This window comes from Streptomyces sp. SCA2-17, from assembly GCF_044336695.1.
This window is the reverse complement of sequence record NZ_CP117521.1, coordinates 4,278,870-4,291,028: the sequence shown is the minus strand read 5'-3', so window position 1 is coordinate 4,291,028 and position 12,159 is coordinate 4,278,870. Positions and strand designations below refer to the sequence as shown.

Here is a 12,159-nt window from a genome sequence, read left to right as displayed (position 1 = left end):
ACGGACCCACGAGGAGCCGCGCACAAATGGACAGCACCGAAGCCACCGCCCTGTGGGACCGCGTGGTGGGGACCCAGCCCGCACCGTCCGTGTGGCTCGTGGCCGCCACCGGGCTCGTCGCGCTCGCGGCGGTGGCCCCGCGCGGCATATGGCTGGTGACCCGCAACGCCGTCACCATCGCCCACGAGGGCGGCCACGGGCTGGTGGCCCTGCTGGCCGGGCGGCGGCTGGAGGGCATCCGGCTGCACTCGGACACCTCCGGGCTGACGGTGTCGCGCGGCAAGCCCACGGGCATCGGCATGATCCTCACCGCGGCCGCCGGCTACCCCGCGGCGTCGCTGCTGGGCCTCGGCGGCGCGTGGCTGCTGGCCGCCGGCCACATCACCGCGCTGCTGTGGCTCGCGACGGCGCTGCTGGCCGCGATGCTGCTGATGATCCGCAACGCCTACGGGGTGCTGACGGTGGTGCTCTCCGGCTCGCTGTTCGTGCTGGTCTCCTGGCTGGCGGGGCCGGCGGTGCAGGCGCTGTTCGCGTACGGGGTGGTGTGGTTCCTGCTGCTCGGCGGGGTGCGGCCGGCCTTCGAGCTCCAGAGCAAGCGAAAGCAGTGGGGCGGCGCGGCAGCGCCTCGATCAGGGGTGGTGGTCGGGCGACGGGCGGGCGGGGGCGCCCCCGACTCGGACGCGGACCAGCTCGCCCGGCTCACCAACCTGCCGGCCGTCGTGTGGCTGGTTTTCTTCCATGTGATCTCGCTGTGCGCGCTGACGGGCGGCGGGCGCTGGCTGCTCGGGCTGTGACGCGGGAGGACCGCCCCGGCCTACGGCGACCGCTCCGGGCTCCGGGCCCATGGGGCAGGGAGGCCCGACCTGACACGGCACGAGGCGCGACCTCAGGCCTGAGCACTTCGGGGACGGGACCACGGGGAGAACGTCAGTAAGGTAAAGGCATGACCGAGAACCCCGCGCACACCGACCTCTGGCCCGCCCCCGTCGCCACAGGAGCGGTCGACGCAACCGTGACCGTGCCCGGTTCCAAGTCGGTCACCAACCGCGCCCTGGTGCTGGCCGCGCTCGCCTCCGAGCCCGGCTGGCTGCGCCGTCCGCTGCGGTCCCGCGACACCCTGCTGATGGCCGAGGCGCTGCGCGCCATGGGCGTCGGCATCGAGGAGACGGTCTCCTCCAGCTCCACCGACGCGGAAGGGACGGCCGGCTCCGGCGAGGCGTGGCGGGTGATCCCGGCCCGGCTGCGCGGCCCCGCCACCGTCGACGTCGGCAACGCCGGCACCGTGATGCGCTTCCTGCCGCCCGTGGCGAGCCTCGCCGACGGCCCGATCCGCTTCGACGGCGACCCGCGCAGCTACGAGCGCCCCCTGCACGGCGTGATCGACGCGCTGCGCGCCCTGGGCGCCCGCATAGACGACAACGAGCGCGGGGCCCTGCCGCTGACCGTGCACGGCGGGGGCGCCCTGGAGGGCGGCACCGTCGAGATCGACGCCTCGTCCTCCTCGCAGTTCGTCAGCGCGCTGCTGCTGTCCGGGCCGCGCTTCAACCAGGGCGTCGAGGTCCGGCACACCGGCTCCGTCCTGCCGTCGATGCCGCACATCCGGATGACGGTCGACATGCTGCGCCAGGCCGGCGCGCAGGTGGACACCCCCGAGTCCGGCGGCGAGCCGAACGTGTGGCGGGTCTCCCCCAGCGCCCTGCTGGGCCGCGACGTCGTCGTGGAGCCGGACCTGTCCAACGCGGCGCCGTTCCTGGCCGCCGCCCTGATCACCGGCGGCCGGGTCACCATCCCCGACTGGCCGAAGCGCACCACCCAGCCCGGCGACGCCCTGCGGGAGATCTTCACCGCCATGGGCGGCTCCTGCGAGCTGACCGAGGCCGGCCTGACCTTCACCGGCACCGGCCGCATCACGGGCATCGACGCCGACCTGCACGAGGTCGGCGAGCTCACCCCGGTGATCGCCGCCGTCGCGGCGCTCGCCGACTCCGAGTCCGTCCTGCGCGGCATCGCCCACCTGCGGCTGCACGAGACGGACCGGCTGGCCGCCCTGGCCAAGGAGATCAACGAGCTCGGCGGCGACGTCACCGAGACCGAGGACGGGCTGCGCATCAGCCCGCGTCCCCTGCACGGCGGCGTCTTCCACACCTACGAGGACCACCGGCTCGCCACCGCGGCCGCCGTCATCGGCCTCGCCGTCGACGGCGTCCAGGTGGAGAACGTCGCGACCACCGCCAAGACCCTGCCCGACTTCCCGGAGCTGTGGGCCGGGATGCTGGGCACCGTCGCGGGGGCGGCGACGGCGCCGAGAGTCTGAGAGATCCGGGAAAGCCAGGTAAGTCAGCAATGCGCCGCTACGGCAAGAACCCCGACGAGGACGACGTCCGCGTCCGCCCCAACCGCAAGGGCAACCGCCCCCGCACCAACATCCGCCCCAAGCACGAGGACGCGGCCGAGGGCTTCGTCCTGACCGTCGACCGCGGCCGGCTGACCTGCCTGGTCGAGGACCGGATCGTGATGGCGATGAAGGCCCGTGAGCTGGGCCGCAAGGGGGTCGTGGTCGGTGACCGGGTCGCCGTCGTCGGGGATCTCAGCGGCGCCAAGGACACCCTCGCGCGCATCGTGCGGGTCGAGGAGCGCTCGTCGGTGCTGCGCCGCACCGCCGACGACGACGATCCGTACGAGCGCGTGGTGGTCGCCAACGCCGACCAGCTCGCGATCGTCACCGCCCTCGCCGACCCCGAGCCGCGGCCCCGGCTCATCGACCGCTGCCTCGTCGCGGCCTTCGACGCGGGCCTGGAGCCGCTGCTCGTCCTGACGAAGTCGGACCTCGCCTCGCCGGACAAGCTCCTGGAGTCCTACGGCGCGCTCGGCGTGCGCTACGTGGTCACCAGCCGCGAGGAGCTCGCGGACGGCGGGGCCGCCGACCGGGTCCGCGAGGAGCTGACGGACCGGATCACCGCGTTCGTCGGCCACTCCGGCGTCGGCAAGACCACCCTGGTCAACGCCCTCGTCCCGGACCGGCAGCGGGCCACCGGCCACGTCAACGCCGTCACCGGCCGCGGCCGGCACACCACCACGTCCGCGCTGGCCCTGCCGCTGCCGACCGGTTCGGGCTGGGTCATCGACACTCCGGGCGTGCGCTCCTTCGGCCTGAACCACATCGACCCCTCGCGCGTCATCCACGCCTTCCCCGACCTGGAGCCGGGCACCGAGGGCTGCCCGCGCGCGTGCAGCCACGACGAGCCGGAGTGCGCGCTGGACGCGTGGGTCGCCGACGGCCACGCCGATCCGCAGCGGCTGTACTCGCTGCGGCGGCTGCTTTCCACGCGGGAGCGGCGCGAAGGCGATTGATCGCCTACGTTTGCGGGTGACCGCCAGTGGCAAGGGCATCAAGCACACCGGGACGGACGGCGGTCACCGAGACGCGGGAGGCAAACTGATGGCGTGGCTGCTGGTCGTGGTCGCCGGACTGCTGGAAACCGGCTTCGCGGTCTGTCTCAAGCTCTCCCACGGTTTCACCCGGCTCTGGCCGACGATCGCCTTCGCGTGCTTCGCCCTCGGCAGCTTCGGCCTGCTGACGCTCTCCCTGAAGAAGCTGGACGTGGGCCCGGCCTACGCCGTGTGGACGGGCATCGGCGCGGCCGGGACGGCGATCTACGGCATGGTGTTCCTGGGCGACCTGGTGTCGACGCTGAAGCTGGTGTCGATCGGCCTGGTGATCCTGGGGGTCATGGGTTTGCAGTTGTCGGGCTCGGCACACTGACCCGCCCCGGGCGGACCGCCACGCACGTCCCACTTCGGCGACGACCATTCCGCCGGACTCTCACTGCGGTGGTACAGCGCCGTTGCGGCGGGGAGTTCTTCGGCGGCCGAGCCTGAGGGCTTGGCACGCCGGCCCCATGGCGAGCAGATCCGAGAGGCCCAGCCTCTCACCTCCGCCGCAACGGCGATCAGCCACAGCGCCGGCTTCCGGCGGTGCCGTGCCTGCCCGAGCCCGCTACGCCTGCGCGAAGTGGCACGCCGCCACGTGGCCCGCGCCGAACGCCCGCGGCGCGGGCCGCGTCCCCTCGCACCGGGCCGCGGCCTCCCCGCCCAGCCCCGCGTACACACCGCACCGCCCCCGGAACCGGCACCCCTCGTCCCGTACGACGGGACTCGGCGGGTCGCCCGCCAGCAGGATCCGTTCGCGGGCGCGCTCCCGCAAGGGATCCGGCACCGGGACGGCCGACAGCAGCGCCTGCGTGTACGGGTGCCGGGGCCGGGCGAACACCTCCCCGGCGGGGCCGGATTCGACGGTGCGCCCGAGGTACATGACGCTCACCCGGTCCGCGATGTGCCGCACGACGGCCAGGTCGTGCGACACGAACAGGTAGGCGAGCCCCAGTTCGTGCTTGAGGCGCTGGAGCAGGTTGAGCACGCCGGCCTGGACGGACACGTCCAGCGCGGACACCGGCTCGTCGAGGACGAGCAGTTCCGGCTCGACGGCGAGCGCCCGCGCGATGCCGATCCGCTGCCGCTGCCCGCCGGAGAACTCGTGCGGGAAGCGGTCCGCGTGCCCCGCCTCCAGGCCGACGAGCTCCAGGAGCTCCGGGACGCGCCCGGCCACGGCGGCCCGGCCGCGCCCCTGGGCCCGCAGCGGTTCGGCGACGATCTCGCCGACCGGCATGCGCGGGTCGAGGCTCGCCATGGGGTCCTGGAACACGATCTGCACGGAGCCGCGCAGGGCGTGCGCCTCGCGCTTGGTGAGCCCGGCGACGGGCCGGCCGAGGAGCTCGATCTCCCCCGCCTCGGGCCGGGCGAGCCGCAGGATCTCCATCAGGGCGGTGGACTTGCCGGAGCCGGACTCGCCGACGAGCCCCAGCGTCTCCCCGCGCCGGATGTCCAGGTCGACGCCGTCGACGGCGAACACGCTGCCGACGCGGCGGCGGAAGGCGGCACCCTTGAAGACGGGGAAGGTCTTGGCGAGCCCCTGGACGCGCAGGACGGACGGCAGGTCGTCGCGGGACACGCCCGTACGGGCCGGAGGCACGGGCTCCGGCACCGGGTACGGATCCGGCCCGGGCGTCTTCACGCACGCGGCGACGTGCTCGCCGGGCCCGGCGAGCGCGGGCTCGTCCGCCTCGCAGGCCGCGTCCGCGAGCGGGCAGCGCGGCGCGAACGGGCATCCCCCGGTCAGCAGCCGCAGGTCCGGCGGCGAGCCGGGCACGGGGGTGAGGGGGCGCCCGTCGGTGTCCGGGCGGGGCACGGCGCCGAGCAGTCCGATGGTGTACGGCATGCGCGGCGCGGCGAACAGCTCGTCCGCGGGCGCGCTCTCCACGACGCGCCCCGCGTACATGACGGCGACCCGGTCGGCCATTCCGGCGATCACGCCGAGGTCGTGGCTGACGAGCAGCAGCGCGGCACCGGTCTCGCGCTGCGCGGTGCGCAGGACGTCGAGGATCTGGGCCTGCACGGTGACGTCGAGGGCGGTGGTGGGCTCGTCGGCGAGGAGGACGTCGGGGTCGTTGGCGACGGCCATGGCGATCATCGCGCGCTGGCGCATGCCGCCGGAGAACTCGTGCGGGTAGGCGCGGGCGCGCCGGCCGGGGTCGGGGATGCCGACGAGGTCGAGGAGTTCGACGGCGCGCCGCCGGGCGTGGTCGCGGCTCACGTCCTGGTGGGTGCGGACGGCCTCGGCGATCTGGTCGCCGACGCGGTGGACGGGGGTGAGCGCGGAGAGCGGGTCCTGGAAGACCATCGCGATGCGGCGCCCGCGCAGCCGGGACAGCGCCTTCTCCCCCGCGCCGAGCATCTCGGTGCCGCCGGCCAGGACGGAGCCGCGGACGCGGGCGGTGCGCGGCAGCAGACCCATCGCGGCGAGGGCGACGGTGGACTTGCCGGAGCCGGACTCGCCGACGAGGCCGAGGACTTCGCCGCGGCGCAGGGTGAGGTCGACGCCGCGGACGGCGGGCACGGGACCGGCGGGTCCGTCGAAGCCGACGTGCAGACCGCGTACGGCCAGGGCGGCGTCCGTACGTGCCGGGGTGCTCACGTCGGCGGGCGGCGCGGTCATGGCTGGTTTCCGTTCCGGCGCGGGCGGCGCCTGGTGCGAGGGTGGCCGGAGGTGGGGTCGAGGGCGTCGCGCAGGCCGTCGCCGAGGAAGTTGACGGCGAGGACGAAGACCACGAGGAGCCCGGCGGCGAAGAAGAACATCCACGGGTAGGTGAGGGCGGCGTCGGAGCCGTCGGCGATGAGGGTGCCGAGGGAGACGTCGGGGGGCTGCACGCCGAAGCCGAAGTAGGACAGGCCGGTCTCGCTCATGACGGCGCCGCCGACGGCGATGGTGGCGTCGACGATGAGGAAGGAGGAGACGTTGGGGAGGATGTGGCGCACGATGATGCGCAGCGGGTGCACGCCCATGAGCTGGGCCGCGCGCACGAATTCGCGTTCCCGGAGGGAGCGGGTCATGGACCGCACCACGCGCGCGGTGATCATCCAGCCGAAGACGGCGAGGAGCGCGACGAAGACGATCCAGCCGCTGTCGCGCAGCCGGGGCGAGACGATCGCGATGATCAGGAAGGCGGGGAAGACCAGGAGCAGGTCGATGAAGAAGGTCATGATCCGGTCGGTCCAGCCGCCGAAGTAGCCCGCGCAGGCGCCGACGACGGAGGCGAGGACGGTCGCGGTCAGCGCGGTGAGCAGCCCGATGAGCAGGGATTTCTGCAAGCCGTGGAGGACTTGGGCGTAGACGTCCTGGCCGATGCGGTTGGTGCCCCACCAGTGGTCGGCGGAGGGCGCCTCGCGCAGGGCGCTGTAGTCGATGTCGGTGTGGCTCCAGTGGGTGAAGAAGGGGCCCACGAAGGCGAGCAGGAAGAGCAGCAGAAGGACGGCGGCGCCGGCCACGGCGTTGCGGCCGGCGGCGAAGCGGCGCAGGGCGACGCGTCCCCGGCCGCGGGCGGCGGGCGGAGCGGTTGCCGCGGGCGGCCCGGCGGCGGGCGGCGGGGCGGGCTGGGTGGCGGTGGTGGTCATGGCGGGGTGCCTCGCTCAGCTGGTGCGGACGCGCGGGTCGAGCGCGGCGTGGAGGACGTCGGCCAGGAAGCCGGAGAGCAGCACCATGACGGCGGCGAACACGTTCACCGCGACGACGGAGTTGACGTCGCTCTTGCCGATGGCGTCGATGAACCAGGAGCCCATGCCGTGCCAGCCGAAGATCTTCTCCGTGAAGGCGGCGCCCGTGAAGAGGGCGAGGAACCCGTAGGCGAAGAACGTGGACATGGGCACGAGCGCGGTGCGCAGGCCGTGGGTGAGGACGGCCCTGCGGTGGGTGAGCCCCTTCGCCCGCGCGGTGCGCAGGAAGTCCGAGCCGAGGACGTCGAGCATGGTGCCGCGCTGGTAGCGGCTGTACGCGGCGGCGGTGCCGAGCGCGATGGAGAGGGTGGGCAGCAGGAGGTGGGCCGCGCGGTCGCCGAGGAGGGTGCCGGCCCCGCCGGTCAGGCCCGGTGTCTTCTCGCCGGTGAAGGAGATCAGTTCGGTGCCCGCGGCCTGGTTGGCCTTCATGGCGCCGAGCTTGAGGAGGACGGCGAGGAGGAAGGTGGGCGTGGAGAGCAGCAGGAACGCGAAGACGGTGACCGCGCGATCGGAGAACCGGTACTGCCGGAGCGCGCCCCAGGCGCCGGCGAGGATGCCCGCCACGGTGCCGAGGAGGGTGCCCGCGAGCAGCAGCCGCAGGCTGACGCCGATGCGGCGGCCGAACTCCTCGCCCACGCTGCTGCTGTCGATGGTCCTCCCGAAGTCGCCGCGCACGGCGTGCGAGGCCCAGGTGCCGAAGCGTTCCAGCAGTGGCGTGTGGTCGTTGATCCCGAGCGCGGTGAGCTGGGCCTCCACCGACTCGGCGGGCGGCGGCGGTTGGCGGCCTTCGAAGTAGCCGCGCGGGGAGAGCGCCAGCGACGAGAGCACGTACGACAGGAAGACGGCGACGGCCAGCAGCAGGGCGTAGTAGCCGAGTCGTTTCGTCAGGTAGGCGAGCACAAGGCGTGAATCTATCCGGCGGAACCTACCGTTCGGTTTCTTTCTGTTTCGCTCATGTGTCCGGCGTGATAAATGCTGTGAACGCTTTGCCGTACGGGCCTGTTGGGGCGGGAGAGGCGTGCTTACGGTGACCGGGCCGTCCGTCCCGAGGAGAGGAAATCCGCCATGATCAGGCCCGCCGGACCGGTCAGACCCCTCAGAGCCGCCGCCCTCGCCGCGGCGGTCGTCTCCGCCGCGCTGATGGTCACCGCCTGCGGCAGCGGGTCCGAGGACGCGGACGGCGGCGGCCAGGGCAAGGCGGCCCCGGCGGCCGGCGTCCAGGACCTCAACCCCCACCCGGTGGAGGACCTGAAGCAGGGCGGCGTCCACAAGGTCTCGATCCAGCAGTGGATCAACCAGTACAACCCCAACCAGACGGACGGCACCCAGGGCGACGCCTCGGCGATCACCGCCCTCGTCGAGCCCGACCTGTTCACCTTCGACGCCAAGGGCGTCCCGCACGCCAACCCCGACTTCCTGGCCTCCGCCAAGGTCGTCTCCACCGACCCGCAGGTGGTGTCGTACGAGCTCAACCCGAAGGCGAAGTGGTCGGACGGCAAGCCGCTGGGCGTCGCCGACTTCGAGGCGCAGTGGAAGGCGCTGAACGGCAAGGACAAGGGCTTCCAGACCGCCTCCACCAGCGGCTACGACCAGATCACCAAGGTCGAGCAGGGCAAGGACGAGCACGAGGTGCGGGTCACGTTCGCGACCCCGTTCGCCGACTGGCAGATGCTCTTCGACCCGCTGCTCCCGGCCTCCCTCAACGCCACCCCGGACAGCTTCAACAAGGGCTGGGCCGGGCAGGTCCCGGTGACCGGCAACGCCTGGAAGGCCGGCTTGTACGACAAGACCGCCAAGACCATCACGCTCGTGCCGGACCCCGCCTGGTGGGGCGAGAAGCCGAAGCTCGACAAGTACATCTTCTGGGCGATGGACAGCAAGGCCCGCACCGACGCCTACCTCAACAAGGAGATCGACGACGCGCCGGCCTCCGCCCCCGAGGACTACCAGCGCCTCAAGGGCGACAAGGACACCGACTTCCGCATCGGCGCCCGCTGGGACCAGGTCACCCTCAGCCTGAACGGCGCCCGCGGGCCGCTCCAGGACGTCAGGGCGCGCCGGGCGGTGACGCTCGGCGTGGACCGCGAGGCGCTGGCGAAGGTCGCGGGCAAGGACCTGCCGTTCCGGCCGAAGCTCGTCAACAACCACTTCTTCATGCCGAACCAGGAGGGCTACCAGGACAACGCGGGCGCCTTCGGCAAGCGCGACGTCGCCCGGGCGAAGAAGCTGCTGGACGAGGCGGGCTGGAAGGACGAGGGCGCGGGGAAGCCGCGGACGAAGGACGGCAAGCAGCTGGTCCTGGAGTACGTGATGCCCGCCGACGCGATCGCGCTCGCCGAGGACCAGGCCAAGCTCACCCAGCAGATGCTCGGCGAGATCGGCGTCAAGGTCGACCTGCGCAAGGTCCCGGGCGACGACTACTTCGACCGGTACGTGCACCGGGGCAACTACGACCTCACGCAGTTCCGCCAGGTCGACCGGATCTACCGCTCCAGCTCCTACCAGGACTACCGGCAGCCGGACGGCGACAACGCCTTCAACAACTACGGCCGGGTCTCGTCGCCCGAGGTCGACAAGCTGCTGGTGGAGGCGTCCCGGACCACGGACGCGGGGAAGCAGATCGCGCTGTACAACGAGGCCGACGCGAAGCTCTGGGAGCTCGGCCACTCCGTGCCGCTCTACCAGCGCCCGCAGATCCTCGCGATCCGCAAGGGCCTGGCCAACACCGGGGCGCCGGGGCTGGGCGACGAGAACAGCGTCCGGATCGGCTGGCTGAAATAGCCGGTGCCCGCGGGCGGACTCACTGCTCCGTACGGGGCCCTGCCGCGTCGTGCTCGCCCACAAGGGTGCGGACCAGACGGGCGACTTGCGCGGCGGCCTCCTCGTCCGACGCGCCCGGGGCGACGACGAAGGACAACGTCAGCCGTACGGCCGCCTCGCAGGCCCACTGCACGGCCTCCGGCACCCGCTCCCCCGCCGTGCCGGAGACGGCGCGGACGGTCCGCTCCCGTACGGCCTCGGTGAGGGCCGCGGCGCCGGGCGCGGAGCGCGGCGCGGCCGGGGCGAACGGGCCGCGCGGCACCGGCGGCGCGGGGGCCGCGGCGACCGGCAGCCGGTCCCCGCGGCAGCCGGTGAGCGCGGCCCGCACGAGGGGGTTGGCCCGGGCCGTGCGCAGGATCCAGCAGGCGGCGGCCGCGCAGCGGGCCCCGGCATCGGCGCCGGCGGCGGAACCCGCGGCGGCCGGGGCGGTGGTGGCGGGCGCGGCCGCCAGGGCCCGTTCGACGCCGGCCAGGAAGGCCTCCGCCTCCCGCCGCACCAGGGCCCTGGCCAGGCCGTCCTTGCTGCCGAACTCGTTGTAGAGCGTCTGCCGGGACACCCCGGCCGCGGCCGCGACATCCACCATCCGGACCCCGTTCCAGGGCCGGCTGCGCAGCGCCGCGAAGGCCGCGTCCAGCAAGAGCTCTCGTGCCGCGGGCATGGTCGCCTCCCCGGCCGTACGGCCGCACTACGGCTGTGGCCACAGAATTGACGTGCCGCCATACGGTGTCAAGAGCCGTGGGCGGGCCGCGAGGCCCGAAGCGGATGCCACAGGTACTGTTCAGCCATGTCCGACTACCACGATGATCTGCGTCTGGCCCACGTCCTCGCGGATGCCGCAGACGCGACCACCATGGACCGGTTCAAGGCCCTCGACCTGAAGGTCGAGACCAAACCGGACATGACCCCGGTGAGCGAGGCGGACAAGGCCGCCGAGGAGCTGATCCGCGGTCATCTGCAGCGTGCGCGGCCGCGCGACGCGGTGCTGGGCGAGGAGTTCGGCAGCGAGGGCACGGGCCCGCGCCGCTGGGTGATCGACCCCATCGACGGCACCAAGAACTATGTGCGCGGCGTGCCGGTCTGGGCCACCCTGATCTCGCTCATGGTGCAGGTCGAGCAGGGCGGATCGGTCGGTTTCGAGCCCGTCGTGGGCGTGGTGTCGGCACCGGCGCTGGGCCGCCGGTGGTGGGCCGCCCGGGGCTCGGGCGCGTACACCGGCCGCAGCCTGACGTCGGCGACCCGCCTGAACGTGTCGCGGGTGGGCCGCATCGAGGACGCGTCCTTCGCGTACTCCTCGCTCGGCGGCTGGGAGGAGCGCGGCCTGCTGCCGGGCTTCCTCGACCTCACGCGCGACTGCTGGCGGACCCGCGGCTACGGCGACTTCTGGCCGTACATGATGGTCGCCGAGGGATCGGTGGACATCTGCGCCGAGCCGGAGCTGTCGCTGTGGGACATGGCGGCGAACGTGGTCATCGTGGAGGAGGCCGGCGGCCGCTTCACGGGCCTGGACGGCCGCCCCGGCCCGCACAGCGGCAACGCCGCGGCGTCCAACGGCCTGCTCCACGACGAACTGCTGGGCTACCTCCGGACGTAGCGCGTACGGGGCCGGCTCCCGGCCCCGGCACGCCCGGAGCGGGCCGGGGCGAGCACGGCGGCGCCCCCGAGCGCGGTTACGGCCCCACGCGCCCCTTGTTGGGCGGGCCGTGTCGTGTGACGATGAAGGACCCACGCTTGTGAACTTGTGAATCCCTTCTGGAGGTTCACGGTCCACCAAGGAGGTGGCTCCAGCCATGCTCGTCCGCGACGCCATGAGCACGGTGGTCCTCACCATCGGCCCCGCCCACACCCTCCGCCAGGCGGCCCGGCTGATGTCCGCGCGCAGGATAGGGGCCGCGGTCGTCCTCGATCCCGATACCAGCGGGCTCGGCATCCTCACCGAGCGGGACATCCTCAACTCGGTGGGCGCCGGGCAGGACCCGGACCGGGAGACGGCCCACGCGCACACCACGACGGACGTCGTCTTCGCGGCCCCGGAGTGGACCCTCGACGAGGCCGCCGCGGCCATGTCGCGCGGCGGCTTCCGGCACCTGATCGTCCTCGACAGCCACGGGCCGGTGGGGGTGGTGTCGGTACGGGACATCATCGGCTGCTGGGTGCGGGCCAGGGCCCGCGAGACCCGTCAGGGCGCCGGGGCGCTGGCGGGCTGACCGGCTGCCCGGGCCCCGTCCGGGGCCC

General features: G+C 73.3%; 11 protein-coding genes. 7 read left to right on the top strand and 4 right to left on the bottom strand.

Annotation, left to right across the window (positions count from 1 at the left end; all coding sequences use genetic code 11):
- Positions 1-26: 26 nt before the first annotated feature.
- From PS271_RS19585 to PS271_RS19570, 4 genes are all read left to right on the top strand, one after another.
- The gene (locus PS271_RS19585) at positions 27-794 is read left to right on the top strand and encodes a M50 family metallopeptidase (RefSeq protein ID WP_398383366.1); all 768 of its coding nucleotides are present in this window, start codon (positions 27-29) and stop codon (positions 792-794) included.
- 149 nt (positions 795-943) lie between these two features.
- Entirely contained in the window at positions 944-2,314 is a 1,371-nt protein-coding gene (gene aroA / locus PS271_RS19580; protein ID WP_398383364.1) for a 3-phosphoshikimate 1-carboxyvinyltransferase, read from the top strand.
- Positions 2,315-2,343: 29 nt separating this feature from the next.
- Positions 2,344-3,351 carry a ribosome small subunit-dependent GTPase A gene (gene rsgA, locus PS271_RS19575; RefSeq protein WP_398383362.1) on the top strand — a complete coding sequence of 336 codons (1,008 nt, stop codon included), beginning with the start codon at positions 2,344-2,346 and terminating at the stop codon, positions 3,349-3,351.
- Positions 3,352-3,439: 88 nt separating this feature from the next.
- Entirely contained in the window at positions 3,440-3,763 is a 324-nt protein-coding gene (locus tag PS271_RS19570; protein WP_030366234.1) for a DMT family transporter, read from the top strand.
- 234 nt (positions 3,764-3,997) lie between these two features.
- Here PS271_RS19570 and PS271_RS19565 read toward each other — a convergent pair whose 3' ends face one another.
- The 3 genes from PS271_RS19565 to PS271_RS19555 are packed head-to-tail and all read right to left on the bottom strand — an operon-like array spanning position 3,998 to position 8,007.
- Positions 3,998-6,052: an ABC transporter ATP-binding protein gene (locus tag PS271_RS19565; RefSeq protein ID WP_398383360.1), complete on the bottom strand. Its 2,055-nt coding sequence runs from the start codon at positions 6,050-6,052 to the stop codon at positions 3,998-4,000.
- Positions 6,049-7,008 carry an ABC transporter permease gene (locus tag PS271_RS19560; RefSeq protein WP_398383359.1) on the bottom strand — a complete coding sequence of 320 codons (960 nt, stop codon included), beginning with the start codon at positions 7,006-7,008 and terminating at the stop codon, positions 6,049-6,051. Before PS271_RS19560 ends, PS271_RS19565 begins: the two co-directional genes overlap by 4 nt.
- Before the next feature lie 15 nt (positions 7,009-7,023).
- A complete protein-coding gene (locus tag PS271_RS19555) occupies positions 7,024-8,007 on the bottom strand; it encodes an ABC transporter permease (RefSeq protein WP_398383357.1) in 984 nt (327 codons plus the stop codon).
- 165 nt (positions 8,008-8,172) lie between these two features.
- Between PS271_RS19555 and PS271_RS19550 the strand changes: the two genes are divergently transcribed.
- On the top strand, positions 8,173-9,888 hold the full coding sequence (locus PS271_RS19550; protein ID WP_398383356.1) for an ABC transporter family substrate-binding protein: 1,716 nt from the start codon (positions 8,173-8,175) through the stop codon (positions 9,886-9,888).
- Between the two features lie 19 nt (positions 9,889-9,907).
- Here PS271_RS19550 and PS271_RS19545 read toward each other — a convergent pair whose 3' ends face one another.
- Complete coding sequence (locus PS271_RS19545) at positions 9,908-10,585, bottom strand: TetR/AcrR family transcriptional regulator (protein ID WP_398383355.1); 678 nt, start codon at positions 10,583-10,585, stop codon at positions 9,908-9,910.
- A 126-nt stretch (positions 10,586-10,711) separates the two neighbouring features.
- Here PS271_RS19545 and hisN point away from each other — a divergent pair, with 126 nt between their 5' ends.
- Both hisN and PS271_RS19535 read left to right on the top strand, forming a co-directional pair.
- Complete coding sequence (gene hisN / locus PS271_RS19540; protein ID WP_398383354.1) at positions 10,712-11,518, top strand: histidinol-phosphatase; 807 nt, start codon at positions 10,712-10,714, stop codon at positions 11,516-11,518.
- Positions 11,519-11,714: 196 nt separating this feature from the next.
- Entirely contained in the window at positions 11,715-12,131 is a 417-nt protein-coding gene (locus tag PS271_RS19535; protein WP_398383353.1) for a CBS domain-containing protein, read from the top strand.
- Positions 12,132-12,159 lie beyond the last annotated feature (28 nt).